The sequence below is a fragment of the Agrococcus sp. ProA11 genome (genome assembly GCF_039880525.1).
Lineage (GTDB): Bacteria > Actinomycetota > Actinomycetes > Actinomycetales > Microbacteriaceae > Agrococcus > Agrococcus chionoecetis.
On sequence record NZ_CP156989.1, the window covers coordinates 2,598,022 to 2,622,266 of the forward strand.

The 24,245-nt window shown below is 72.2% G+C and carries 27 protein-coding genes; 8 read left to right on the plus strand and 19 right to left on the minus strand.

The genetic code is table 11. From position 1 onward, the window contains the following. Positions 1 to 29: 29 nt before the first annotated feature. Positions 30 to 893, plus strand: a complete 864-nt coding sequence (locus tag ABG090_RS12400) for a rhodanese-related sulfurtransferase (protein WP_347754989.1) — start codon at positions 30 to 32, stop codon at positions 891 to 893. A gap of 64 nt (positions 894 to 957) precedes the next feature. Continuing rightward, a complete protein-coding gene (locus tag ABG090_RS12405) occupies positions 958 to 1,443 on the plus strand; it encodes a GNAT family N-acetyltransferase (protein ID WP_347754992.1) in 486 nt (161 codons plus the stop codon). Positions 1,444 to 1,457: 14 nt separating this feature from the next. Here the strand turns inward: ABG090_RS12405 and ABG090_RS12410 are convergent, their stop codons facing one another. The 5 genes from ABG090_RS12410 to ABG090_RS12430 all read right to left on the minus strand — a co-directional run bounded on the left by ABG090_RS12410 (position 1,458) and on the right by ABG090_RS12430 (position 6,377). Further along, positions 1,458 to 2,204, minus strand: a complete 747-nt coding sequence (locus ABG090_RS12410) for a histidine phosphatase family protein (RefSeq protein ID WP_347754994.1) — start codon at positions 2,202 to 2,204, stop codon at positions 1,458 to 1,460. After that, on the minus strand, positions 2,201 to 4,204 hold the full coding sequence (locus tag ABG090_RS12415; RefSeq protein ID WP_347754996.1) for a bifunctional copper resistance protein CopD/cytochrome c oxidase assembly protein: 2,004 nt from the start codon (positions 4,202 to 4,204) through the stop codon (positions 2,201 to 2,203). The genes ABG090_RS12410 and ABG090_RS12415 overlap by 4 nt, the downstream gene beginning before the upstream one ends. 180 nt (positions 4,205 to 4,384) lie before the next feature. After that, positions 4,385 to 5,107 carry a hypothetical protein gene (locus tag ABG090_RS12420; protein ID WP_347754999.1) on the minus strand — a complete coding sequence of 241 codons (723 nt, stop codon included), beginning with the start codon at positions 5,105 to 5,107 and terminating at the stop codon, positions 4,385 to 4,387. A 107-nt stretch (positions 5,108 to 5,214) separates the two neighbouring features. Beyond that, a complete protein-coding gene (locus ABG090_RS12425; RefSeq protein ID WP_347755002.1) occupies positions 5,215 to 5,499 on the minus strand; it encodes an HU family DNA-binding protein in 285 nt (94 codons plus the stop codon). Positions 5,500 to 5,684: 185 nt separating this feature from the next. Beyond that, a complete protein-coding gene (locus ABG090_RS12430; RefSeq protein WP_347755005.1) occupies positions 5,685 to 6,377 on the minus strand; it encodes a hypothetical protein in 693 nt (230 codons plus the stop codon). A 94-nt stretch (positions 6,378 to 6,471) separates the two neighbouring features. Between ABG090_RS12430 and ABG090_RS12435 the strand changes: the two genes are divergently transcribed. From ABG090_RS12435 to ABG090_RS12445, 3 genes are read left to right on the plus strand one after another with little or no spacing between them, the layout of a single operon-like run. Next, entirely contained in the window at positions 6,472 to 7,896 is a 1,425-nt protein-coding gene (locus ABG090_RS12435) for a PLP-dependent aminotransferase family protein (RefSeq protein ID WP_347755008.1), read from the plus strand. A gap of 39 nt (positions 7,897 to 7,935) precedes the next feature. Further along, positions 7,936 to 8,913 (plus strand): TIGR03885 family FMN-dependent LLM class oxidoreductase, encoded by a 978-nt coding sequence (locus tag ABG090_RS12440; RefSeq protein ID WP_347755010.1) that lies wholly within the window; start codon positions 7,936 to 7,938, stop codon positions 8,911 to 8,913. After that, complete coding sequence (locus tag ABG090_RS12445; RefSeq protein ID WP_347755013.1) at positions 8,910 to 10,592, plus strand: alpha-amylase family glycosyl hydrolase; 1,683 nt, start codon at positions 8,910 to 8,912, stop codon at positions 10,590 to 10,592. The genes ABG090_RS12440 and ABG090_RS12445 overlap by 4 nt, the downstream gene beginning before the upstream one ends. Positions 10,593 to 10,660: 68 nt before the next feature. Here the strand turns inward: ABG090_RS12445 and rpsN are convergent, their stop codons facing one another. The 8 genes from rpsN to ABG090_RS12485 all read right to left on the minus strand — a co-directional run bounded on the left by rpsN (position 10,661) and on the right by ABG090_RS12485 (position 15,649). Further along, entirely contained in the window at positions 10,661 to 10,966 is a 306-nt protein-coding gene (rpsN, locus tag ABG090_RS12450; RefSeq protein WP_347755015.1) for a 30S ribosomal protein S14, read from the minus strand. Further along, the gene (rpmG, locus tag ABG090_RS12455; protein ID WP_123696729.1) at positions 10,967 to 11,137 is read right to left on the minus strand and encodes a 50S ribosomal protein L33; all 171 of its coding nucleotides are present in this window, start codon (positions 11,135 to 11,137) and stop codon (positions 10,967 to 10,969) included. It abuts the gene before it with no gap. Next, positions 11,137 to 11,373, minus strand: a complete 237-nt coding sequence (rpmB, locus tag ABG090_RS12460; protein ID WP_347755020.1) for a 50S ribosomal protein L28 — start codon at positions 11,371 to 11,373, stop codon at positions 11,137 to 11,139. Before rpmB ends, rpmG begins: the two co-directional genes overlap by 1 nt. A gap of 188 nt (positions 11,374 to 11,561) precedes the next feature. Then, positions 11,562 to 11,984 carry a transcriptional repressor gene (locus ABG090_RS12465; protein WP_347755022.1) on the minus strand — a complete coding sequence of 141 codons (423 nt, stop codon included), beginning with the start codon at positions 11,982 to 11,984 and terminating at the stop codon, positions 11,562 to 11,564. Further along, on the minus strand, positions 11,981 to 12,865 hold the full coding sequence (locus tag ABG090_RS12470) for a metal ABC transporter permease (RefSeq protein ID WP_347755025.1): 885 nt from the start codon (positions 12,863 to 12,865) through the stop codon (positions 11,981 to 11,983). Before ABG090_RS12470 ends, ABG090_RS12465 begins: the two co-directional genes overlap by 4 nt. Then, positions 12,865 to 13,755, minus strand: a complete 891-nt coding sequence (locus tag ABG090_RS12475; RefSeq protein ID WP_347755027.1) for a metal ABC transporter permease — start codon at positions 13,753 to 13,755, stop codon at positions 12,865 to 12,867. The genes ABG090_RS12470 and ABG090_RS12475 overlap by 1 nt, the downstream gene beginning before the upstream one ends. Continuing rightward, positions 13,752 to 14,600, minus strand: coding sequence for a metal ABC transporter ATP-binding protein (locus tag ABG090_RS12480; RefSeq protein ID WP_347755030.1), 849 nt, complete (start codon positions 14,598 to 14,600; stop codon positions 13,752 to 13,754). Before ABG090_RS12480 ends, ABG090_RS12475 begins: the two co-directional genes overlap by 4 nt. Beyond that, positions 14,597 to 15,649 (minus strand): metal ABC transporter substrate-binding protein, encoded by a 1,053-nt coding sequence (locus ABG090_RS12485; protein WP_347755032.1) that lies wholly within the window; start codon positions 15,647 to 15,649, stop codon positions 14,597 to 14,599. Before ABG090_RS12485 ends, ABG090_RS12480 begins: the two co-directional genes overlap by 4 nt. A 127-nt stretch (positions 15,650 to 15,776) precedes the next feature. Between ABG090_RS12485 and nadE the strand changes: the two genes are divergently transcribed. After that, complete coding sequence (gene nadE, locus ABG090_RS12490; protein ID WP_347755035.1) at positions 15,777 to 16,634, plus strand: ammonia-dependent NAD(+) synthetase; 858 nt, start codon at positions 15,777 to 15,779, stop codon at positions 16,632 to 16,634. 252 nt (positions 16,635 to 16,886) lie between these two features. Here the strand turns inward: nadE and ABG090_RS12495 are convergent, their stop codons facing one another. The 4 genes from ABG090_RS12495 to ABG090_RS12510 are packed head-to-tail and all read right to left on the minus strand — an operon-like array spanning position 16,887 to position 21,361. Then, positions 16,887 to 18,173, minus strand: a complete 1,287-nt coding sequence (locus tag ABG090_RS12495; RefSeq protein WP_347755038.1) for a dihydrolipoamide acetyltransferase family protein — start codon at positions 18,171 to 18,173, stop codon at positions 16,887 to 16,889. 13 nt (positions 18,174 to 18,186) lie between these two features. Further along, on the minus strand, positions 18,187 to 19,176 hold the full coding sequence (locus ABG090_RS12500) for an alpha-ketoacid dehydrogenase subunit beta (protein WP_347755041.1): 990 nt from the start codon (positions 19,174 to 19,176) through the stop codon (positions 18,187 to 18,189). Next, positions 19,173 to 20,276: a thiamine pyrophosphate-dependent enzyme gene (locus tag ABG090_RS12505; RefSeq protein ID WP_347755043.1), complete on the minus strand. Its 1,104-nt coding sequence runs from the start codon at positions 20,274 to 20,276 to the stop codon at positions 19,173 to 19,175. The genes ABG090_RS12500 and ABG090_RS12505 overlap by 4 nt, the downstream gene beginning before the upstream one ends. A gap of 26 nt (positions 20,277 to 20,302) precedes the next feature. Continuing rightward, positions 20,303 to 21,361, minus strand: a complete 1,059-nt coding sequence (locus ABG090_RS12510) for a histidinol-phosphate transaminase (protein WP_347755046.1) — start codon at positions 21,359 to 21,361, stop codon at positions 20,303 to 20,305. Positions 21,362 to 21,420: 59 nt separating this feature from the next. On the opposite strand from ABG090_RS12510, the gene ABG090_RS12515 reads away from it, so the two are divergent. Next, positions 21,421 to 21,825 (plus strand): phage holin family protein, encoded by a 405-nt coding sequence (locus ABG090_RS12515; protein ID WP_347755049.1) that lies wholly within the window; start codon positions 21,421 to 21,423, stop codon positions 21,823 to 21,825. A gap of 10 nt (positions 21,826 to 21,835) precedes the next feature. On the opposite strand, the gene ABG090_RS12520 is transcribed toward ABG090_RS12515, so the two are convergent. After that, positions 21,836 to 23,260, minus strand: coding sequence for a hypothetical protein (locus tag ABG090_RS12520; RefSeq protein WP_347755051.1), 1,425 nt, complete (start codon positions 23,258 to 23,260; stop codon positions 21,836 to 21,838). Beyond that, complete coding sequence (locus tag ABG090_RS12525) at positions 23,257 to 23,520, minus strand: hypothetical protein (RefSeq protein ID WP_347755054.1); 264 nt, start codon at positions 23,518 to 23,520, stop codon at positions 23,257 to 23,259. Before ABG090_RS12525 ends, ABG090_RS12520 begins: the two co-directional genes overlap by 4 nt. Positions 23,521 to 23,725: 205 nt before the next feature. Between ABG090_RS12525 and ABG090_RS12530 the strand changes: the two genes are divergently transcribed. Next, the gene (locus tag ABG090_RS12530) at positions 23,726 to 24,238 is read left to right on the plus strand and encodes a low molecular weight protein-tyrosine-phosphatase (protein ID WP_347755055.1); all 513 of its coding nucleotides are present in this window, start codon (positions 23,726 to 23,728) and stop codon (positions 24,236 to 24,238) included. Positions 24,239 to 24,245: the final 7 nt, after the last annotated feature.

Consider the following 24,245-nt stretch of genomic DNA (forward strand, 5'->3'; position numbering starts at 1 on the left):
CCTCCCGCATCGTTTGGGAGAATCGTCCAATGCACAAGGTGCTGCTCTACTACCGCTTCACGCCCATCGCCGATCCCGAGGCCGTGCGGCTCTGGCAGCACGCGCTCTGCGAGCAGCTCGGACTCACCGGGCGCATCCTCATCTCCCGCCACGGCATCAACGGCACGGTCGGTGGCGAGATGGATGCGTGCAAGCGGTACGCCAGGGCGACCCGGGAGTACTCGGGGTTCCGCGGCATGGACATCAAGTGGTCGGCGGGCACGGGCGCGGACTTCCCGCGGCTGAGCGTCAAGGTGCGCGACGAGATCGTCACCTTCGGCGCCGCGGACGAGATCGAGGTGGATGCCGCCGGCGTCGTCGGCGGCGGACGGCACCTCAAGCCGGGCGAGCTGCACGCGCTGGTGGAGGAGCGCGACGACGTGGTCTTCTTCGACGGCCGCAACCGCTTCGAGGCCGAGGTGGGCCGGTTCAAGGACGCGATCGTGCCCGACGTCGACACCACGCGCGACTTCGTCGAGCTGCTCGACTCGGGCGCCTACGACCACCTGAAGGACAAGCCGGTCGTCACCTACTGCACCGGCGGCGTGCGCTGCGAGGTGCTCTCCTCCCTGATGACGAAGCGCGGCTTCCAGGAGGTCTACCAGCTCGACGGCGGCATCGTCCGCTACGGCGAGAGCTTCGGCAACGCCGGGCTCTGGGAGGGCTCGCTGTACGTCTTCGACCAGCGCCAGACGGTCGACTTCGGCGCGGGGGCCGCGGTGCTCGGCAGCTGCGCGAGCTGCGGCGCACCGACGGGCGGCATGGGCAACTGCCGCCTCTGGTCGTGCCGCAAGCAGGTGCCCGTCTGCGACGCGTGCGAGCCCGCGTGCGCCGAGCACGTCGCGGCGGCCTGAGCGGCGCGAGCGCGCGGCCGCGGCGCGTCCGGGACTCCCGGCCGACGACGGCTACGCTGGCCGCATGGCCGACGGCGACATCCACATCCGACGCGCGACGCGCGATGACGCGGCCGTGCTGCAGCGGCTGATCAGCGCCCACCGGCACGCCGACGAGGATGACGAGAAGGTCGACCGCTACCGCGAGCGCCTGGACTCGCTGGTCGTGAACGACGCCCACCACATCGTGGTGGCGGAGGCCGACGGGCAGGTGCTCGGCTACGCGGCGGCGCAGGACTACGGCCCCGCTCCCCAGCGGGACTGGTCGATCGCCCGCATGCACGATCTGTGGGTGTCACCGGATGCGCGCGGCCGCGGCGCGGGCACCGCGCTGTTCCGTGCGGTGCAGCAGTGGGCCGAGCAGCAGACGCGCATCCGCGTGCTCGAGTGGCAGTCGCTCGAGGTGGCTGCCGACTTCTACCGGAAGCTCGGGCTCTCCGGCGAGCGCGTCGACGAGGCCGACCCGCGCGAGCTGTACGAGATCGAGGTGCACCTGCCGTCGCGCGACTGACGCGCGCGGCAGCGTTACTCCGGCTCGGCGACCTCGCCGACGGCGTCGAGCTGCCAGCGCGTCGAGCCGGACTCCAGCGAGACCGTGGTCACCGAGCAGTTCGGCAGGATCACGTCGGGCGCGAGCTCCGGCACGAGCTGGCGCAGCAGCGACGTGATGAAGCCGCCGTGCGAGACGATGAGCACCTCGGCGCGGTCCTCCCCGGGAATGGCGGCGGCGGCGCGGATGACCTGCTCGAGGGCGGCATCGGCGCGCACCACCGTCGCGTAGGCGTGCTCGGCCTGGCCGCTCGTGTCGAGCTTGGCGATGGTGTCGAACAGGCCGCGCCAGCCGACCTGCTCGCCGATGGTGCGCAGCGCGCTCAGCTCCCGGTCGACCTCGTAGCCGTGCTCGACGATGACCTCCTGCCAGACGTCCGACGCCAGTCGCTGCTCGTGCGAGCCGAAGTTCCACTCGCGCAGCAGCTCGGTGTACTCGATCGTCGGGCGCGGGTCCATCGCCGCCGCGATGCCCTCCGCGGTGGTGCGCGTGCGCGGCAGGTCGGAGCTCTGCACGATGTCGAAGCGCGCGCTCGCCAGCCTGCGCGCGACCGCGGCGATCTGCCGGTGGCCGAGCTCCGTGATCGGCGAATCCGACCAGCCCTGCATGAGGTGCCCGACGTTGAACTCCGTCTCCGCGTGGCGCACGATGCGCAGCCGCAGCGCGCGGCCGGATGCGAGCGCCGCGAGCTCGGCCGGGAGGTACTGGTGCTTCTCGGTCATCGGTTCCCCATCTTGTCGAGCATGTCGTTGTAGGCGCTCAGCTGCGCGCCGCCGTCACGATCGGCGGCGCGGTCGATGCGCGTGCGCTCCTGCTTGTCGCTGCGCGCCCACATCACGGAGGTGATGATCGCGAGGATCACGGTCGGGACCTCGCCGATCGACCAGGCGATGCCGCCGCCCTCCTGCTGATCCTGCAGCGCGTCGATGCCGTTGCCCATCGCGCCGAACCAGTCGGCGAGCAGCAGCGCCTCGCCGGTCATGAGGGTCAGCCCGAAGAAGGCGTGGAAGACCATGGTGCCGATCAGCAGCACCAGCCGCAGGGCGAAGGGAGGCCTGGCGGGGGCGGGGTCGATGCCGATGATCGCCTGCACGAAGAGGTAGCCGGCGCCGACGAAGTGCAGCACCATCCAGATGTGCCCGAGGTGGTCGTGCATCGCCCACTCGAAGATGGGCGTGTAGTAGAAGATCCAGAGGCTGAGCACGAAGATCGCGGCGGCGACGATCGGATGCCCCACCACCTGCATGTAGCGCGAGTGCACGATCGCGAGCAGCCACTCGCGGCCGCCGCGGCTGCCGTCGCGACGCTTGGCGATCGTGCGCAGCGCGAGCGTGATGGGCGCGCCGGGCACGAGCAGCACCGGCACCGCCATGCCCAGCAGCATGTGCACGAGCATGTGGAGTGAGAACTGGAACTCCTGATAGACGTTCAGCGCGCCGGACGTGCACCACCACAGCAGCAGCACGCCTGCCGTCCACGACACCGTGCGCAGCGCCGGCCAGCGATCGCCGCGCTTGGTGAGGCGGCGCACGGCCGCGAGGTAGAAGAACAGCAGCAGCGCGGCGATCACCGTCCACAGCGGGTCGAGCGCCCACTCGGTGAACAGTCGCCCGACGTCGAACGGCGGCGGCAGCGGCTTGCCCGTCAGGATCTCGGCAGGGGTCGCCTCGAGGCCCGGCGGCGTCTCCGGCACCGGCGTCGGGGTGCGGGCGAGCCCGGCCGCGACGCCGGCGGTGACGCCCATCACCACGAGCTCGAGCCCGAGGATCGCGGCGATCGCCCTGCCGCCCACGCGCTCGCCGAGCGTCTGCACCGGGGTGAGCAGCCGCATCCGCTGCCAGGCTCCGAAGCCGCCGAGCACGAGCAGCAGCACCGCCTTCGCGATCGTGAGGATGCCGTAGTCGCTGAACCAGTCGCCCTCCATGCGCACCCACGCGGAGGCGACGCCGGTGAAGGCGACCACCCCGAAGCTCGCCATGGCGAGGCTCGAGTAGCGCAGCAGCACGTCGCCGTAGGCGACGTCCGGAGCGGATGCTGCGCCGGTGGCACCGGCAGTGTCGGTCGCGGCGCCGCGGCCACGGCCGGCGAGCAGCAGCCCGAGGTGCAGGACGCCGCCGAGCCAGATCGAGACGAAGATCAGGTGCAGCAGCAGCGCGGAGACCGCGACGTCATGGCCGGCGGTACCGCCCGCGTGACCGCCGGAGGCGATGAACCAGAACGGCACCAGCCAGGCGACGGCGGTGAAGGCGGCGGCCACCGGGCCCCGCGCGACGAGCAGCACGACCGTGAGCACGGCGAGCGACAGCAGCGTCGCCAGCAGCAGGCGACCGGTCTCGATCTCGGTGAAGAAGAGCTGCAGCAGATCGCCGAACTCGTTGGTGGCGGTGACCGGGTTCGACACCAGGGTGCGGAAGCTGCCCCATGCGATGAACCCCTGCGCCACGGCGGCGATGCCGGTGGTCGCCGCGGCGATGTCGAGGGTGCGGTGCCAGTCGCGGCTGCCGGGCCGGAGCGCGAAGCATGCCAGCACGAGACCGCCGAATGCGGCGGCGATCGCGATGTTGCGCAGCATGCTGGCGATCGGGATGCCGTAGCGCACCGCGGGACCGGGATCCTCGATCGCGAGCTCGGCCGCGCCGCCACCGAACTCGAGCGCCGCCCAGAGCGCAGCCAGCCCCGCGAGGATCGCGAGTGCCGGGGCGAGGAGACGGAGGCGCTGCACCCACTCAGGGTAGTCGCCGCCCCTATGACCGCCGCCCGCCGGCTGGTCGAGGAGCGCCCGCCGCCCGCCAGTTGCCGCCGGCTGGTCGAGGAGCGCCCGCCGCCCGCTGGTCGAGGAGCGCCCGGCCGCAGGCCGCGCGCTTCACGAGACCGAGGGCGGCAGCCTGCGCAGGACGCAGGCTCACTCGCGCGCTGCTGGCTCCCCAGCCGGGGGCTCCGCTGCCGGCACCGTCTGCTCACGCAGGAAGTACGCGCCCAGCGCGCCGGCGAGACCCGCGAACACCACCACCGAGTAGATGGCCAGGCCGAGCCGCACGAACTTGGCGAACGGGTCGCCGGCGGTGATGCCGGAGCCCGTGATGGTGGCGATCGCCGCCTCGAAGAGGGCGGTCGTGAAGTCGTCGTGCGACTCCATCGCGTACAGCAGCTGGCCGGAGGCGAGGATGACGACGAGCGTCACGGCGGCCAGCCAGCCGATGCGGCTCGAGAGCAGGCGGCCCGCCGAGCGCGAGCCGCGCACCCCTGCCGAGAGGATGCCGCCCACGCGGGCGAACCGCGCGATCCGCAGCATCCGCACGGCCTGCAGCGCGCGGAAGAAGCGCAGGAACGGGATCGCGAGGAACAGCAGCTGCCACCAGTTGCGCCGCCAGAACGCGGCCTGGAACCGCGCGACCCATGCGCGCAGCACGAACTCGGCGACGAAGCATGCCCAGAGCACCCACCCCGCGACGCTCAGCAGCCTCGCCCAGCCTGGCTCGTCGACGAGCAGCTGGCCGAGCACGACGAAGAGGAACAGCACGCCCAGGTAGCCCATCGGGCGATCGAGCCGCGCGGCGAGCGCCTCGGCGGCGACGAGCTGGTCGGGCATCGAACGACGGGCACCGTTCTCGTTGCGTGCATGCATTCCGCCTCCTTGCGTGGCTGACCGTCGCCCTACTCAGAGAAGCGCCGGAACGCACGAGGGGCTCCGCCGTCGTGGCGGAGCCCCTCGTGTGCTGTGTGGTGCAGTGCTTACTTGACGGCTGCCTTGAGCTTCGAGCCAGCGGTCAGCTTGACGCGGTGGCCAGCAGCGATCTGGATCTCTTCGCCCGTCTGCGGGTTGCGGCCCGTGCGAGCCGACGTCTCGGTGCGCTCGGCGCTGAAGAAGCCGGGGATCGAGACCTTGTCGCCGGCGGCGACGGCCGTCGAGACCTCGTCGAAGAGCGCGTCGAGCACGGCGCTGACCTTTGCCTGCGACAGGTCGGTGGACGCAGCGATCTTCGATGCGAGGGTGGTCTTGTTGATGGTCTCAGCCATGGTGTCCTCCTGGTGGTGGCATGTCCGTCCCGCCTAGGGGCGGGCATTCGCCGGGCCCTGGTGGGGCTCCGACCACCCCCGAACGTAGCCGCGAGGCCCTGATTCCTCCGGAGAAACACGGCGACACGCCGCGATTTCCGCGTCTTTTCGCGGTTTGCGAACGCTTTTGGGGGACAGATCGGCCCTCAGGGGCGCGAGATGGCGACCCCGGCTGCCAGCCTGCGGGCGCGCAGACGCGACGCCGTGGCGGCTCTGCGCCGCTCGAAGTACGGCAGGAAGATGCCGATGAGCGGCCCCACGCCGAAGGCGAAGATGAGCGTGCCGAGCCCCACCGGGCCACCCAGCAGCCAGCCGACCAGCAGTGCACTGCCCTCGATGAGGGTGCGCACGATCCAGATGCGCCACCCGGTGATGCGCACGAGGCCGGTCATCAGGCCATCGCGCGGACCGGGTCCGAGCTGCGGCGCGATGTAGATGCCGGTGGCGATCGACAGCAGCAGGATGCTGCCGGCGAGCATCGCGATCTGCCCCCACAGTTCCGTCGGGCTGGGGATGAGCCACAGCCCGAGGTCGGCGGCCGGCCCGACGAGCACCGCGTTCAGCAGCGTGCCGATGCCCGGGCGCTGCCGCAGCGGGATCCACAGCAGCAGCACGAGGCCCGACACCACGACGGTCGCGGCGCCGTAGCTCATCGGCAGGTGGTTCGCGATGCCGAGCGACAGCACATCCCAGGGGCCCACCCCGAGCAGCGCCCGCACCAGCAGCGCGAGCGAGATGCCGTAGAGGAACAGGCCGACCATCAGCTGCGCGACCCGGGCGACGGTGTCGGCGGGCCCGAGCGAGTCGATCGGGAGGAGCAGGTGGCGGATGCGGTGCACGGCTCCATTCCATCGCGTCCGGCGAACCGCCGGGCGGACCACTGCTGCAGAAGTGGCTCGCGCATCCCGGTCCACTCTCGGGCACCATGGGTGCATGGCATCCCGGCTCGGCACCCACCTGGGTGAATGGCAGGCGACGACGCACCTCGCGCAGTCGCTCGCCGACCGCATCCGCATGCTGCTGCTCGACGGGCGGATCACCGTCGGCGAGCGGCTGCCGAGCGAGCGCGCCCTCGCCGCCGAGCTGGGTCGCTCGCGCGCGACGATCGCGCGCGCCTACGAGCTGCTCGAGTCGAGGGGCTACGTCGCCCGCACGCACGGCTCCGGCACCCGCGCCGCGCTGCCGGCCCAGCGCATCCACCGACCCGCCGCCGCCGATGACGACACGATCGACTTCACCATCGCCTCGGTCGGCTCCACCCCCGGCCTGCATGCCGCCACGGTGCGGGCGCTCGACCGGGTCGCTGGGCTGCTGGGCACGCCCGGCTACTCGCTCGACGGCCTGCCAGAGCTGCGCGCCCGCATCGCCGCGCGCTACGCGGAGCGTGGGCTGCCGACCGATCCGGAGCAGATCGTCGTGACGAGCGGCGCCATGCATGCGCTGACGCTCGTGCTCGCCGCATTCGGCGAGCGCGGTCGCGCCGCGCTGGTCGAGCAGCCGTCGTTCCCGCATGCGCTCGAGGCGCTGCGACGCACCGGCCATCGGCTGGTGCCGACCCCGGTGGGGCCGGAGGGGCGCGACGGCGACGGCGGGTGGGATGCGGCGCACCTGATCGAGACGCTGCGCACGCAGCGGCCGGCGCTCGCCTACCTGATCGCCGACTTCCACAACCCGACCGGGGCGACGATGCCGGAGCTCGAGCGGGCCAGGCTCGCCGCGGTCGCGCGCGCCACCGACACGCTGCTGATCGTCGATGAGACCTGCGCCGAGCTCGACATCGATCGCGGCTGGACGCCGCGACCGTTCGCGGCGCACGGGCCCGCCATCCTGCTCGGCTCGATGTCGAAGATCGCCTGGGGCGGCATGCGGATCGGCTGGATCCGTGCCGCGAGCGCGGTGCAGACAGCCCAGCTGCTCGCGGCGCGTCCCTCGATCGACCTCGGCACCGCGGTGCTGGAGCAGTGCATCGCGATCGAGCTGCTCGACGACATGGAGCCGCTGCTCGCGCGGGCACGCGAGCGCCTCGCCGCCGGGCGCACCGCGGTCGCCGACGGCGTCGCGGCGCACCTGCCCGGCGTCACCATGCCGCGCGTGCCGGGCGGGCTCGCCGCCTGGGTCGACCTGGGCGGTCCGTGGTCGACCGCGCTCTCGCTGGGCGCGCGCGACCGCGGCCTGCTGCTGCCGCCCGGACCCCGCTTCGCGCCCTCCGGCGTGCTCGACCGCTTCGCGCGCATCCCGATCACCTGGGAGCCGGATCGCACCGCCGCCGCGATGGCGCGGCTGGGCGACGCGTGGCGCGCGCTGCATGCCGGCGAGCTGCCCGACACGACCAGACTGGCCTCGGCCGCCGTCGTCTGAGCCTTGACGGACGCCCGCATCCACGGTTGCGTGATCGGCATGGCTGTCATCGGCTTCCACGCCTCCCACGAGCAGATCCCCCCGAGCGCGCTCCTCGAGCACGTGCAGCACGCCGAGCGGGCCGGCTTCCACGCGGCGATGTGCTCCGACCACATCGCGCCCTGGAGCCTGCGGCAGGGCCACAGCGGCCACAGCTGGGCCTGGCTGGGCGCCGCGCTCGCATCCACCTCGCTCTCGTTCGGCGTCGTGACCGCTCCCGGTCAGCGCGCGCATCCGGCGGTGGTCGCGCAGGCGATCGCCTCGCTCGGCGAGATGTTCCCCGGCCGGTTCTGGGCGGCGCTCGGCTCCGGAGAGAACGTCAACGAGCACATCACCGGCGAGCCGTGGCCCGAGAAGGCGGTGCGCGAGCGCCGCCTGGTCGAGAGCGTGGTCGCGATGCGGCGGCTGCTCGACGGGCAGGAGGTGACGCATGCCGGCGAGGTCGTCCTCGACCGGGCGCGCGTGTGGTCGCTGCCGGCGCAGACGCCGCCGCTCATGGCCGCGGCGGTCTCTCCCGAGGCGGCCGCGTCGCATGCCGCGTGGGCCGAGGGGCTCATCACCGTGGCGGCGGATGCCGCGACGCTGCGCGACGTGCGCTCGGCCTACCGCGACGCGGGCGGCGTCGGGCCGGTCTCGGCGCAGCTGCACCTGTCGTGGGCGCCGGACGAGGCTGAGGCGACGGCGATCGCCCTCGACCAGTGGGCGTTCGGCACGCTCGGCCCGCCCGAGTCGTGGGAGCTCGCCACCCCGGAGGAGTTCGATCGCCGCAGCGCGGGCGCCGACGAGCAGGCGATCCGCGACGCCGTGACGATCTCGCGCGACCTGTCCGTGCACGAGGCGCGGATCGCCGAGATCATCGACGCCGGCTACGACCGCGTCTACCTGCACCACGTCGGGCAGGAGCAGACGGCCTTCATCGAGGCGTTCGGCGAGCACGTGCTGCCGACCTTCCCCGCAGGCAGCGGCAGCGCCGCATGAGCCCGCGGCCGATCGAGTCCGCCGACCTCTGGTGGCGCAACGCGGTCTACTACTGCCTCGACATCCAGGTCTTCCAGGATTCCGACGGCGACGGCAGCGGCGACATCCAGGGCCTGATCTCGCGCATCCGCTCGCTCGCCGACCTGGGCGTGACGTGCCTGTGGCTCATGCCCTTCTTCCCGACCGCCGACCGCGACGACGGCTACGACATCACCGACTTCTTCGCCGTCGACCCGCGGCTGGGCACGCTCGGCGACCTGGTGGAGCTCGTGCGCGTCGCCCGGGCGCACGGCATGCGCGTGATCGTCGACTTCGTCATGAACCACACCTCCGCCGAGCACCCGTGGTTCACGGACTCGCGCTCGTCGAGGGACGCGACGCGGCGCGATTGGTACGTGTGGCGCGACGCGCCGCCGCCGAACCCCGACCCGCCCGTCTTCCCCGGCCAGGAGGACTCCACCTGGACGAGGGATGCGCGCACGGGCCAGTACTACCTGCACCACTTCCGCGCCCATCAGCCCGATCTGAACATCGCGCACCCGCGCGTGCGGGAGCAGATCGAGCGCAACCTCGGGCTCTGGCTGGAGCTGGGGGTGTCCGGCTTCCGCATCGACGCCGTGCCCTACCTCTTCAGCGACACCGACGCGCACTCGACCGAGGCGATCGGGCAGGAGTACGGCGGCTCCGAGCACCTGCGCCGGCTGCAGCAGTTCATCGCCCACCGCAACGGCGAGGCGATGCTGCTGGGCGAGGTCAACCTGCCGCACGAGCAGCAGCTGGACTGGTTCGCGGCAGACGGCGCGGCGGCGGGCCTGCAGGTGCAGTTCGACTTCGTGACCATGCAGCGGCTCTTCCTCTCGCTCGCCCGCAAGGATGCGCATCCGGTCGCATCGGCGCTGCGCGATCGGCCGGTGCTGCCGCCGTCGGCGCAGTGGGCGAACTTCGTGCGCAACCACGACGAGCTGACGCTCGACAAGCTCGCCCCCGACGAGCTCGAGGAGGTCTTCGAGGCATTCGCGCCCGACCCGGGGATGCGGCTGTACGGCCGCGGCATCCGGCGTCGGCTGCCGACGATGCTCGGGGATGCGCGCGCGGTGCGCATGGTCTACACGCTGCTGTTCTCGCTGCCGGGCGTGCCGGTGCTGTTCTACGGCGAGGAGATCGGCATGGGCGAGCAGCTGGAGATCGAGGGTCGCTACGCCGTGCGCACGCCCATGCAGTGGGAGCCCGACGGCTCGGCCGGCTTCTCGTCGGCGCCGCGCGGCCGGTGGACGCGCCCGCTGCCCGACGGCGAGTTCGGGCCCGACCGCGTCAACGTCGCCGACCAGCGGCGCGATCCGTCGTCGCTGTGGCGGCACATGCAGCGACTCACCGCGATGTACCGCGACGCCCCGGAGCTCGCCTGGTCGACGATCGAGGTGATCGGCGTGCGGCGCAAGGCTGTGCTCGCGCACGTCTGCCGCACGGACGAGTGGGCGATGCTCGCGCTCCACAACCTCGGTGACGGGCGCGAGCGGGTGCGCCTCGAGGTGCGGTCGGCATCCGGTCCGGTGACGCTCACCGACCGCTTCGACGACTCGTCGATGACGATCGACGGCACGCTCGAGCTCGAGCTGGACCCCTACGGATGGCGCTGGCTGCAGATGAGGCCCGCCGACGCGACGATCCGGCGGCAGTAGGCGCAGGGCGCCCCGCGCACGACGAAGCCCCCAACCTCGCGGTCGGGGGCTTCGTGCGAATCAGGTGCTTACCAGCTCGACTTGGTCACGCCGGGCAGCTGGCCCGCGTGTGCCATGTCACGGAACCGCACACGCGAGATGCCGTACGCGCCGACGTGGCCGCGGGGGCGGCCATCGATGGCGTCGCGCTTGCGCACGCGGACCGGCGATGCGTTGCGGGGAAGCTTCTGCAGGCCGAGACGAGCGGCCTCGCGCTCCTCGTCCGTGCTCTTGGGGTCGACGAGGGCCTTCTTCAGCGCCGCACGCTTCTCGGCGTAGCGGGCCACGATGACCTTTCGCTGCTCGTTCTTCGCGATCATGCTCTTCTTGGCCATTTATCGCTCCTCTCGGAACTCGACGTGCTGACGCACGATGGGGTCGTACTTCTTCAGCACAAGTCGGTCGGGGTTGTTGCGACGGTTCTTCTTCGTCACGTAGGTGTAGCCGGTGCCCGCAGTCGAGCGGAGCTTGATGATCGGACGGACGTCCTGCGACTTCTTCGCCATCAGAGCTTCACCCCCCGAGCCTGCATGTCACGGACGACAGCCTCGATGCCACGGGCGTCGATGACCTTCATGCCCTTGACCGAGACGTTGATCTTGATCGAGCGCTTGAGCGACGGGACGAAATAGGTCTTGCGCTGCACGTTCGGGTCGAAGCGTCGCTTCGTGCGCCTGTGCGAGTGCGAGATGTTGTGCCCGAAGCCGGGGATGGCTCCGGTCACCTGGCATACGGCTGCCATGGTGCCTCCAAATGGGTACCGCAGGTTTTTCAGGCCTGCCCAAGATCACTTGCCTGCCCACGCCACTGCCGTGCCCTTGCGGGCGCTGGAGGGGGCGTGTGCTGCGCGGCCGAGGCCGCACCAAGGGTCTATCGTACGGCACAGCACGAGCGTTCGGCAATACCAAGTTCCTGTCGCGCGCGCAGGCCTCAGCGCCGCGCGGCGCAGTCGGCGCACAGTCCGAAGATGTCGACCACGTGCTCCGGCTCGACGAAGCCGTGCGCCGCCGCGACCTCACCGGCCCATCGCTCGACCGTGGCGGCCTCGAGCTCGACGGTGCGCCCGCAGCTGCGACAGATGAGGTGATGGTGGTGGGTGGGTGTGCAGGCGCGGTAGAGCACCTCGCCGCCGGACTGCAGCGCATCCGCCTCGCCATCCTCCGCGAGCGCCGCGAGCGCGCGATAGACGGTGGCGAGACCGACGCTGGAGCCGTCGCTGCGCAGCGCCTGGTGCAGCGCCTGAGCCGAGACGAACTCGTCGCTGGCCGCGAGCGCGTCACGCACGGCCTCGCGCTGCCGGGTGGCGCGGCGCGGCGTCGCATCGGGTGCGGTCGACGGATCGGGTGCGGTCACGGGGTCCTCGCTTCGACGGTGGCGGGCGCTGGGGCGGGGCGGGGGCGCGGGCGCGGCTGCGCTTGGGCCGGCCTGCCCGGCCGCCGACCCCGCCGTGCGCTCACGGCCCATGCAGCACCGTAGGCGACCGCGGCGACGAGCGCGATGGCGCCGCCCGCGGCGAGGTCGAGGGCACGGGACGCCAGCAGCCCCAGCACGCCGGAGCCGATGGCGATCGCCGGGGCGAGCAGGAGCATCCACCGCCAGTCCTTGACGAGCAGCCGCGCTGCGGCAGCGGGGGCCACGATCAGCGCCACGCCCAGGATCGCGCCGACCACCGGCATGATGGCGACGACGGTGCCGGCGATGACCGCGAGCGACAGCACCTCCGGCACCCACGGGCGCATGCCGGCCCGTCGGTAGCCGGCCTCGTCGACGCTCGAGAAGAGCAGGTGCCCGCCGAATGCCGCCCACACCGCGAGCGCCGCAGTGAGCACCGCGCCGGTGAGCCAGAGGTCGGCGGGCGTGACGGCCAGCACCTGGCCCACCAGGAACGACTCGACATCGATCGCGACCGGCGCGACCGACTGCAGGAACGCACCCAGCGCGAAGCCCGCCGTGAGCATGACGCCGGAGGCCACCGCCGGTCCCTGGGAGCGGATGCGGCCGATGCCGACCGCGATGCCGATGAGCCCGAGGGCCGCGACCGCCGCGCCCAGCGGGATCGAGCCGCCGAGGATCGCGGCGGTGACGGCGCCCGGGAAGGTCGCGTGGGTGAGCGACATGGTGAAGAAGGCGCGCTCGCGCAGCACCACCAGCACGCCCACGACACCCGCGAGCGCGCCGGCGAGGATCACCTCGAGCATGGCGAGCTGGAAGAAGTCGAGGGGCGCGGGTGCCATCAGCGCACATCCGCCGCGGTCTGCGCGTCGCTGTGCGCCGCGCGCCCGCGCAGCGCTCCGACGGCGAGCGCCACCAGGTATGCCGCGATCATGGTGAGCGCGACGGTCGCGCCCGGGGCAGCATCCAGTCCCAGCATGGCCAGCTGCACCACCACCCAGAGCCCGAGCCAGCCGGTGACCGCGCCGAACAGCACGGCGATCGCGATCGCGGCACGCAGCGACCGGGTCATGGCGCGAGCCGCGGCGGCCGGCACGATGACGACGGCGAGCGCGAGCAGCGTGCCGACGGAGGCGGATGCCGCGACCACCACCAGTGCGATCGCGATGGTGCCGACGATCTCCAGCGCCAGCACGGGCAGCCCCGCGCGGCGCGCGCCGGCGGCGTCGAACGCGGCGAAGAGCTGCTGCCGCCCGGTGCCGACGATCAGGCCGACAGCGAGCGCGATGAGCCCCAGCGCGACAGCGAGGTCGGCAGTGGTGATCGTCAGCAGCCGGCCGAAGAAGAAGTCGGAGATGCTGCCGGCGCTGTCGCGCGAGAGCGACACGAGCACGACGCCGAAGGAGAAGAAGGTGGTGAGCACGATGGCGACGGCGCTGTCGCGCGGCTGTCCGCGACGGGAGAGGAGCGCGAGCACGACGGCGGCGGCGAGCGCGGCACCGATCGCGCCGGGCAGCAGGCCCGCGGTGCCGCCCAGTGCGGCACCGATGGCGAGACCGGGGAAGACCGCGTGCGTGAGCCCGTCGGTGGAGAACTCGAATCGGCGCAGGTGCACGAGCACGCCCACGGTGCCGGCGGCGATGCCGAGGGCGATCAGCAGCACCAACGGCCGCGCGAGGTACGGCGCCGAGAAGGGCGAGAACGGGTCGACGAGGCCGGCGAGCGCCATCATCGGCCGGCGCGCTCGACCGGCTGATCGTCGGCGAGCGGATCGTCGGCGAGCGGGTGCTCGTCGGCGAGCGGGTGGTGGTGCACGGCATGCTCGCTGGCGTGGTGCTCGATGGTGGCGAGCGTGTGACCGTCGATCTCCATCACGTGGCTGGCGAAGGCCGCCTCGACCTGTTCGAGCGTGAGCACGCAGTCGGTGTCGTCGAACGCGATCTGGCGCTGGTTCACGAGCAGGGTGCGGTCGCAGACGGCGCGCGCCAGGTCGAGGTCGTGCGTGGTGATGAGCAGCGCGACGCCGCGCGCCTTGAGCGCCTCGATGGTGTCGATGAGCGCGTCGCGCGCCGCGCGGTCGAGGCCGTTGAACGGCTCGTCGAGCAGCAGCAGCCGCGGCTCGCTCGCGAGCGCCCTGGCGAGCAGTCCTCGCTGGCGCTGCCCCCCGGAGAGGTCGCCGAAGCGGGCGCCGCGGCGATGCACGAGCCCGACCGTCTCGATCGCGTCCGCCACGATGCGGCGGTCCGCGCCGCGCGGCCAGCGCAGGCCGAGTCGCGGGGTGCGGCCCATCGCGACGACCTGCTCGAGCGTGACCGGGAATCCGGGGTCGATCTCGTGCGACTGCGGCAGCGTGCCGATCTCCCCGCGGCCGGTCGGCACGCGGAAGCGTCGGGCGTCGTGCTGCGCGAGCCCGAGGATGCCCGCGAGCAGCGTCGACTTCCCGGCGCCGTTGGGGCCGATCAGGGCGACCGCCTCCCCCGCGCGCACCGAGAAGGAGATGTCGGTCAGCACGGGAGGGCCGCCGTAGCCGAAGGACGCGTCCTCTATCTCGACGACCACCTCCGGCTGCGTACTCATGTCAGCGATTCTGGCACCGTCAGCGGCTCGGCGCCCCACGCGGTCACCATCGCGGTGGTGTTGTGGATCTGCGCGCCGATGTAGGTGCCGGTCTCGCTGCCCTCAGCACCGAGCGCGTCGGCGGCGAGCGCATCCTCACCCTGCCGCAGCTCGACCCCCGCCTCGCGGGCGATGGTGGCGGCGAGCTGCGGGTCGATCGCGTTCTCGCTGAAGACCACGCGCGTGCCCGTGGCGCGGATCTCGGCCACGAGCTCGTCGATGTGGGCGGCACTGGCGTCGGCGCTGTCGTCGAGGCTCGGCAGCACCGTGCCGACCACCTGCACGTCGAACGCGCGCTCCAGGTAGCCGAAGGTGTCGTGCGTCGTGACGATGCGGCGCTCGTCGACCGGCGCCTGCTCGATCGAGGCGCGCATCCACTCGTCCAGCGCTGCCAGCTGCTCGAGGTAGGCGGCCGCGGATGCGGCGATGTCGGCCTCGGGGTCGGCAGCGACGACCGCATCGCGGATGGCCTCCGCCTGCACGATCACGTTGGCCGGATCGGTCCACACGTGCGGGTCGAACTCGCCGTGGTCGTGGCCCTCGTGGTCGGCATCCTCGGTGGCCTCGTCGGCGTGGGCCTCGTCGTCGGCATGGGCGTCGTCGTCGTGGTCGTGGCCCTCGTGCGGGTCGTCCTCCGCGGCGATGAGGTCGAGGTCTGCCGAGGTGTCGACGGTCGTGCCGTCGAAGCCCGAGGCCTCGACCGTGCTGTCGAGCCAGGTCTCGAGGCCCGCGCCGTTGATGACCAGCAGATCGGCAGCCGCGAGCGCTTCCAGTGCCGTGGGTCCGGGATCGAAGGTGTGCGCGGACCCGCCCGGCTGCAGCAGGCTCGTGACCTCCGCGGCATCACCCACCAGCTCGCGCGTGACATCGGCGAGCTGCGTGGTGGTGGTGACGATCCGCAGTCCGTCGCCCGTGGCTTCCGAGGCGCCGTCCTGGGTGACCGGGCCCGCGCATCCGGCGACCGCGAGCGAGATGGCGCCGACGACGCCGAGGGCGGGGAGCATCCGCATGATGAGCATTCCGTTTCCGGCACGGCGACCTGCCGTACAGGACAACGCTAGACGCTATTGAGAACGATTGTCAATCTCGCTGCGCGGTGCCTGGGACTCCGCAACGGCCCGGCGTAGGCTCGACGGCATGGCGACCACTCCCATCGGCACTCGGCAGTCGGCGATCATCGCCGCGCTCGGCTCGCGACCCGCGATCGACCCTCCCGCAGAGCTCGAGCGCCGCATCCGCTTCCTCGCCGACTATCTGCGGGCGAGCGGCGCGAGCGGCTTCGTGCTCGGCGTCTCCGGCGGTCAGGACTCCACCCTCGCGGGCCGCATGGCGCAGCTCGCCGTCGAGCGGGTGCGGGAAGCGGGCGGCAACGCCGTCTTCATCGCGGCCCGCCTGCCCTACGGCGTGCAGCACGACGAGGCGGATGCGCAGCTCGCGCTCGAGTTCATCCGCGCCGATCGCGAGGTGACGGTCGACATCAAGCCGGGCGTGGATGCGCTGGAGGCCTCGGTGGAGGCCGCGATCGGCGAGGTCACCGACTATCACAAGGGCAACGTGAAGGCGCGGGCGCGCATGGTCGCCCAGTACACGATCGGCGGCCAGCTCGGCCTGCTCGTCATCGGCACCGACCACGCGGCAGAGGCGGTCACCGGCTTCTTCACGAAGCACGGCGACGGCGCGGCCGACCTGCTGCCGCTCGCCGGGCTGACCAAGGGCCAGGGCAAGGAGCTGCTGCGGCTGCTCGAGGCCGATGAGCGGCTGTGGCAGAAGGTGCCGACCGCCGACCTGCTGGACGACCGACCGGGGCAGACCGACGAGGCCGAGCTCGGCATCTCGTACGAGCAGATCGACGCGTTCCTGCGCGGGGAGCCGGTCGACGACGCGGTCGCGCAGCAGATCATCGCGAGGTTCGACGGCAGCGAGCACAAGCGCCAGCAGCCCCCCGGCCCCGCCGACGTGTGGTGGCGCCCGGCGACCGACCCGAGCGCCGAGTAGCCGCGCCCCCGGCCGCGGGCAGCCGCGCCCTCCGCGCCCGCGCCGACCACGGCATCCGTCGAGCTTCCCGAAACCGAACGGTTGCGCTCGAAACCGCCCGATCCGGGGAAGCTCGCGCTCGGGCGGGTTGGCGAGCTTCCCGAAAGCGGGCGGTTCGCCGCGGAACCGCTCGGTTCGGGGAAGCTCGGCCGGGGTCGGCCGGGGTCGGCCGGGGTCGGACGGGGTCGGCCTGGGTCGGGTGGGGGTGGCCCGTCAGTCGAGCAGGAGCGCGGGCTCCTCGAGGATCGAGGCGACGTCGGCCACGAAGCGGCTGATGACGTCGCCGTCGATCGCGCGGTGGTCGAACGAGCCGCCGACGGTCGTCACCCAGCGCGGGCGCACCTCGCCGTCCACCACCCACGGCTTCTGGCGGATCGTGCCGAGCGCGATGATGCCCGTCTCCCCGGCGTTCAGGATGGGCGTGCCGGTGTCCATGCCGAAGACGCCGATGTTCGTGATCGTGAACGTGCCGTGCTGCAGCTGCGCCGGCTGCGTGCGGCCCTCGCGCGCGGTCGTCGTCAGCTCCTGCAGCGCCACCGCGAGCTCCCGCAGCGACATGTCCTGCGCGTCCTTCACGTTCGGCACCAGCAGGCCGCGCGGCGTCGCCGCGGCGATGCCGAGGTTCACGTAGTGGTGCACCACCAGCTCGTCGCCCGTGAACGTCGAGTTCACCTGCGGCGAGCGCCGGATCGCCCACAGGATCGCCTTCGCCATCACCAGCAGCGGCGACACCTTCACGTCGGCGAAGTCACTCGAGGCCTTCAACCGCTTGACGAACTCCATCGTGCGGCTGGCATCGACGTCGGTGAACACCGACACGTGCGGCGCCGTGAATGCCGAGTCGACCATGCCCTGCGCGATCACCTTGCGCACGCCCTTCACGGGGATGCGCTCCTCGCGCCCGCCCGACCACTCGGGCGCGTCGAGGTTGCGGAACACGGTCGCCTGCTTCGCCGCCTGCACGACGTCGTCGCGCGTCACCTCGCCGGCGAGACCGGAGCCCTCGACGGTCGCGAGATCGACGCCCAGATCCTTCGCGAGCTTGCGGGTGGGCGGCTTCGCGATCACGGGTGATGCGGATGCCGCGGGCACCGAGGCGGGCCGCACCGGCTGCGTGGGCGCGGGCACCGACCGCACGGTGCTCGGCTTCCGCCGGCGGGTCTCCGCGCCGCCGCGCACGCCGTAGCCGACCAGCACGGCGCCGCCGTCCTCATCCTCGGTGACGGTGGCGGCGGTGTCCTGCGCCGACTCCACCGCATCCACATCCCCGCCGGAGACGCGGATGATGGGCGAGCCGACCTCGACAGTCTGCCCCTCCTCGACCAACAGCGCCTCGACGGTGCCCTCGAACGGGCTCGGGAGCTCGACGAGCGACTTGGCCGTCTCGACCTCCAGCAGCACGTCGTTGACGTGCACGGTGTCGCCGGGCTTCACCCGCCAGGTGACGATCTCGGCCTCGGTCAGGCCCTCGCCCGGATCGGGCAGTCGGAACTCCTGCATGTCAGTCCTTCCGTCAGTAGGCCATGGCGCGGTCGACCGCATCGAGCACGCGGTCGGCGTCAGGCAGGTAGATGTCTTCGAGCTGCGCGGGCGGGAAAGGGGTGTCGAAGCCCGACACCCGCAGCACCGGCGCCTCGAGCGAGTAGAAGGCGCGCTCGGCGATCGTCGCCGCGAGCTCGCTGCCGACCGAGACGTGACCCGGCGCCTCCTGCGCGACGACCACGCGCCCGGTGCGGCGAGCGGAGGCGATGAGCGTCTCCCAGTCGACGGGCGAGAGCGATCGCAGGTCGACGACCTCGCACGAGGTGCCCTCCCGCTCGGCGATCTGCGCCGCCTGCAGCAGCACGTGCACCATCGCGCCGTGGCCGATGAGCGTGACGTCCGTGCCGGGGTGCGCGATGACCGCGCGGTGCAGGTCGACCGCGGGCGCGTCCAGCACCTCGCCCTTCGACCAGTACTTCGACTTCGGCTCCATGAAGATCACCGGGTCGTCGCTCTCGATCGCCTGCCGCAGCATCCAGTGCGCGTCGTTGGCGGTCGATGGGCTGACCACCCGCAGGCCGGCGGTGTGCGCGAAGTACGCCTCGGGGCTCTCCTGGTGGTGCTCGACGGCACCGATGTGGCCGCCATAGGGGATGCGGATGACCATCGGCATGCGCACCGCACCGCGGTGGCGAGCGGTCATCTTCGCCAGCTGCGACACGATCTGGTCGAAGCCCGGGTAGACGAAGCCATCGAACTGGATCTCGATCACCGGCCGGTAGCCGCGCATCGCGAGACCGATCGCGGTGCCGATGATGCCCGACTCGGCGAGCGGGGTGTCGAGCACGCGCGACTCGCCGAACTCGGCGTGCAGCCCGTCGGTGACGCGGAAGACGCCGCCCAGCGGGCCGATGTCCTCGCCCATGAGCAGCACCTTCTCGTCGGCGCGCATCGCCTCGCGCAGCGCCGAGTTCAACGCCTTGGCGATCGGCATGGTGGTGGAAACCGCGGCCCCGGTCATGCGTCGCTCCCGAAGCCGGCCTCGAACTCGGCCAGCTGCCGCTTCTGCTCGGTCATGAGCGGATGCGGGTCGGCGTAGACGAAGTCGAAGATGTCATCGCTCGCGGCCTCGCCCGCGGCGAGCGCCTCGCGGCGCATGTCGGCGGCGAGGTCGGCCGCCTCCTGCTCCTGCTCTGCGAGCACCGCGTCGGCGACGCCGAGCGTGCGCAGGTGCGTCGCCATGCGCGCGATCGGATCGCGGCGGCGCCACGACTCCTCTTCGTCGCTCGTGCGGTAGCGGGTGGGGTCGTCGCTCGTCGTGTGCGCACCCATGCGGTAGGTGTCGGCTTCGATGTAGCCGGGCTCGCCCTGCCGCGCCGCATCGAGCATCCGGCGCGTCACCGCGAAGGATGCGAGCGGATCGTTGCCGTCGACCCATGCGGCATCGAGACCGAAGCCCCGCGCACGCTCGTGCAGCGGGAACCGGCTCTGCCGGGTGGAGGGCACCGAGATCGCCCACTTGTTGTTCTGCACGAAGAAGACGATCGGCGCGCTGTAGCTCGCCGCGAAGACGAGGCCCTCACTGGCGTCGCCCTGGCTGGCAGCGCCGTCGCCGTAGAACGCCATGACCGCTTCATCGGTGGTCGCGTCACCGGTGCCGCATGCGCCATCGAGCCGGATGCCCATGGCGAAGCCCGTCGAGTGCAGGGCGTGCGTCGCGATCACCAGCGAGTAGATGCGCATGCCGCGCGTCTCGAGCGGGTTCCAACCGCCGTGGCGGGCGCCGCGGAAGATGTCGATGATCTGCTGCATCGTCACCCCGCGGTGCAGCGCCAGCAGGTGCTCGCGGTAGGAGGGGAAGATCGTGTCCTGCTCGCGGGCGGCCCAGGCGGCGCCGACCTGGGCGCCCTCCTGACCGATCGACGGCACCCACAGGCCCAGCTTGCCCTGCCGCTGCAGGTGCCCGGCCTCGATGTCGAAGCGGCGCGTGCGCACCATCTCGGCATGCATGGCGAGGCGGTCGTCGGTGCTCAGCTGCGCGGCCAGCGCGCGCCAGCCCTCGTTCGCGTCGGTCTCGACCGGCGAGCCGTCTGCGTCGAGCAGCCGGACGGGTTCGGTCACCGTCGTGGTCGTCGCGAGCGGTGGGGTCACTGCAGCGCCTGGATGGCCTTGGCGGCCGCGAGGATGTGCTCGTCGGCCTCCGGCTCGCCGACCGAGATGCGCGTGCCGTCGGAGAACACCTTCGCGACGATGCGGTTGGCATCGAGGATGTCCTGGATGGCGGCCTCCTGCCCGGGCTGGGACGGGATCCAGAAGAAGTTGGCGTAGGGCTTCGGCGCCGGCACGCCGGCGTCGACGAGCCGCTGCCAGAGCGCGTCGCGCTGATCGGCGAGCACGTCGATGCGGCTGAAGGTGTCGCCGACGTGGTGGAGCGCGGCGATCGCCGCGGACGACGCCAGCGCCGTCTGCGACAGCGGCACGCCGCACAGGTCGGCGGCGCGCAGCACCTGCGGGTCACCCACGGCGTAGCCGACGCGCAGGCCCGCGAGCCCGTGCGCCTTCGAGAAGGTGCGGAGCACCACGAGGTTGTCGTGCTTGCGTTGCAGGGCGATGCCGTCGACCGTGGGCTCCCGCACGAACTCGATATATGCCTCATCGAGCATGATCAGCACATCCGCGGGAACACGGGCGATGAAGGCGTCCAGCGCCTCCACGTCGACGATGGTGCCGGTGGGGTTGTTGGGGCTGCAGACGATGATCGCGCGGGTGCGATCGGTGATGGCCGCGGCCATCGCGTCGAGGTCGTGGCGATGGTCGGCATCGACCGGCACCTCGATCGCCGTCGCGCCGCCGGTGCGGACGAACAGCGGGTACGCGTCGAACGACCGCCAGGCGTAGATGACCTCGTCCCCTGGGCCAGCGACGGCGTGGATGAGCTGCTGGAGCAGCGTCGCGGAGCCGTCGCCGATGAGGATGCGATCGGTGTCGACGCTCAGCTCGTCGGCGAGCGCCGACTTGAGCTCTGGGGCACCGGGCCGCGGGTAGCGGTTGACGCGCTCCGCCTCCCGGCGCACCGCCTCGACCACCGCCGGCAGCGGCGGGAAGGGGTTCTCGTTGCTGGAGAGCTTGAAGCTCCCCTGCGGCGCTGGCCGCCCCTGCTGGTAGGGCGGCACGGCCGCGATCTCGGGTCGAAGTCGCACAGTCACAGCCTCAGGCTATTGCGAGCCTTGCCTCCCGTGCGGGATATGGGTGCCAGAATCGTGGCATGCGCTTCCTGCTCCGCGTCATCTTCACCGCTGTCGCGATCTGGCTCGTCACGCTGCTGCTGGACGGCGTCCGCATCGTCTCCTTCGGCGAGCAGTGGTGGGAGATCGCACTCACCACCCTCGGCGTGGCGCTGGTGTTCGCGCTCGTGAACGCGACGCTCGGCAACCTGATCCGCATCGTGGCGTTCCCGCTCTACATCCTCACGCTCGGCCTCGTCGCGCTGTTCGTCAACGCTTTCCTGCTCATGATCGTGCACTGGATCTCTGGTCTGGTCGGGTATGGCATTCAGGTCGACAGCTTCTGGTGGGGCATGCTCGCCGCCGTCTGCATCGCGTTCCTCACCTGGTTCATCACCATCGTCACCCGCCCGATCTTCGGCAAGGAGCGGCCGCGCGAGCGCTGAGCGCTCGCCTTCACCTGCGCCGCAGTCGCACGCTGACCGCGGCGACCCCGACACCGCCCGCGTTCGCGGCGGTGAGCCGCGCGCGGTAGTCGTCGTAGACGAAGTCGTCGAGGCGCTCGAGGGTCTCGACGTACTCGAGACCGGAGTGCCGGGCCAAGGGCCCGGTGCCGTGGCCGCCGGCGCTCGCGACCGCGGTCGTGTGCACGCGGGGGTCGTCGCCCCAGCCGTCCAGCGCCGGCACCAGGTCGCCGTGGTGGGCGACGCTGAAGACCGTCACCCCCGGCGGGATGTCGGCGGCGGCGACCGGCCCGCCGACCAGCAGCGCCGTCTCGACGTCGAACTCGCCGGATGCCGCCACGTTCGCGACCGCGCTGGCGCCCTGCGAGAAGCCGAAGAGATCGACGGCGTCACCCGGCCTGATGCCCGCCTGCCGCATCGCCTCGGCCACGGCCGCATCGGAGCCGTGCAGGCGTTCGTCGGCGCCCGTGTTCTCGAGGTTTGCGCGCATGTCGAGGCCGCTCGACGGATCTGGCGCGACCGTCTGCGTGCCGCGCACGAAGACTTGGAAGCGTCGGGACCCGTCGGGCATGCGGTGCTCGTGGATCGTCACCTGGTCGTCCTGCTCGATGATGACGCGCATCGCTGCCACCGGGTCGGTGATGGGCTCGGCGGGCGGCGGCACCGGCCTCGTGAAGACCGCCCGCACCCGGGCGCCGCCGGTCGCCAGCCCCGTGCCCGTCGCTGCCGTCAGCGCCACCACGCCGAGCACCTCGTCGTCGCCGATCGCCGACTCGAGCGCTGCGGCGACCGGCAGCGGCACGCCGAGCAGACCCGCCATCGCCTCGTCGGTCGACTCGATGGCGAGCGCCAGCGCACCGGCGAACGCCGGATTGGCCATGAGTGCCTCCCCCGCGCGCTCCCAGAAGGCGGAGGTGTCCTGCAGGAAGCGGTCGAGGTCGATCCCCGCCTGCCGCGCCAGGGCGGTCGCGCGCGCCAGCGCGCTGGGACTGGCCAGCAGCAGCTTCGCCGCCAGCGGCACGGCGACCAGCCCGATCGCGACCGCCCACGGCGCTGTGGCGAGCGCGGCGGTGCGCACGGCGGCGCCGAGCGAGAAGGCGACGGTGCCTGCGACCTCCTCGATGCGGTGCCGCACGGCATCCGACGCCCATGCGTAGGCACGGCCCGCGAGCTGGGTCTCGTCGTGCAGGCGCTCGAGCTCGTCGACCAGTTGCCGCGCGGCGCCGATCCGCGCGTCGAGCTCGCCGGCGCATCGCCGCAGCGACGCGCCGTGCGCGATGCCGGCTGCGACCGCCGCGAGGTCGGGCGCGGCGCGCAGCGCATGCACCGCCCCCTCCGCCCGCCGCTGCGCGTCGCGCAGCCGTGCACAGGCGATGCCCGTCACCGTGGGATCCCAGGCGCTGTGCTTGCCGCTCACACCGCTCCTTCGATCGCGAGCGCCAGCAGGTGCAGCTCGCTCGTCTCGGCGATCAGCCGCGACCGCAGCGCCTCGCCGCGGGCGTCGAAGGCGTCGCGCGCCGGGCCGAGCCACGCCTCCTGGCCGCGCAGCACCGCGAGGCCCGCGGCGTCGTCGAGCATGCGCGCCGCGCGATGCACGGCCCAGATCGCCGCGTGGGCCTCGGCGACCGCATGGGCGCGGGCTGCGGCCTGTGCGGCGGCGGCTTCGGTCATCGACATCGTTGCGCCTCCATCGCCGGGGTCGGTGCGCACTGTGGCATCGAGGGGCGCAGGTGCGTCGCGCCGGGACGTCGGGCTGTGGAGAGCGTGGTCTCGTGACGCGAGCGGCCTGCGGCCGCTCGATCCTCGACCAGCGAGCAGGGGCGCGAGCGGCGGAGGGGCGGCTGCCGCGTGGCGGGGGCGGCGGGTGCGTCAGAATGGTGGCGTGACCATCGACCGGGAGTTCGCCGATGCGACGCGCTTCCGCGTCTGCTTCGTCTGCACCGGCAACATCTGCCGCTCCCCCATGGCCGCCACGGTCTTCCAGCACCTCGCGCAGCAGCACGGCGTGGCCGACCGACTGCTGGTCGCGAGCGCCGGCATCAGCGAGTACCACGTGGGCGAGACCGCCGACCCGCGCACGCTCGCGGCCCTCGTCGGCGCCGGCTACGACGCCGGCTACCACCGCGCCAAGCAGTTCAACGCCGAATGGCTCGACGCCTTCGACCTCGTGATCGCGTTCGACCGCGGCCAGGAGCGCGCGCTGCGCTCGCTCGCGCGCAGCGACGAGCAGGAGTCGAAGATCCGGCTGCTCCTCGCGTTCGACCCGGACTCGACAGCACAGGACGTGCCCGACCCGTACTACTCGGAGGACGAGTTCTTCGGCACCGTGCTGCACCAGATCGAGACGGCCGTCACTCGACTCTTCCGCCAGATCCAGCCCGCCATGCGCGCCTGAAGGAGCC